General features: G+C 68.7%; 1 protein-coding gene. It reads right to left on the reverse strand.

Translation table 11 applies throughout. The features are described 5' to 3' along the window. The coding region (locus EN861_RS34580) for a transposase zinc-binding domain-containing protein (protein ID WP_189343821.1) at positions 1 to 271 on the reverse strand (271 nt) is incomplete at its 3' end. Positions 272 to 345 lie beyond the last annotated feature (74 nt).

Below are 345 nucleotides of genomic sequence, written 5' to 3' on the forward strand. Positions count from 1 at the left end.
GCAGGAGTTCGGCCTCGCGTGCGGCGAGCCAGTCGCGGCAGGCCTGTCCCTGGCATTTTGGGCAATGCCGGTTGCGACAGGAATTGTAGGCCACGCGGATCGCCCCGCAGGATCGGCAGCCCTCGACATGGCCGCCGAGCGCGGCCGTCCGGCAGAGCTCGATCGCGCTCATCACACGCCGCTCGACACGTCCGAGATGGTCGTCATGAACCTGCCGATACGCCTCGCCGTGGCGGCCGAAGATATCCGCCACCTCCAGTCTCGCCGACACGGGCGGAACCGGTCAGCCCGGCGGCACCACTTCAACGTTCAGCCTGTCGAGCGGGCTCGTCGTGCGCCCGATGA

Origin of the sequence: Mesorhizobium sp. M8A.F.Ca.ET.218.01.1.1 (genome assembly GCF_004791165.1) — a bacterium.
GTDB lineage: Bacteria > Pseudomonadota > Alphaproteobacteria > Rhizobiales > Rhizobiaceae > Mesorhizobium.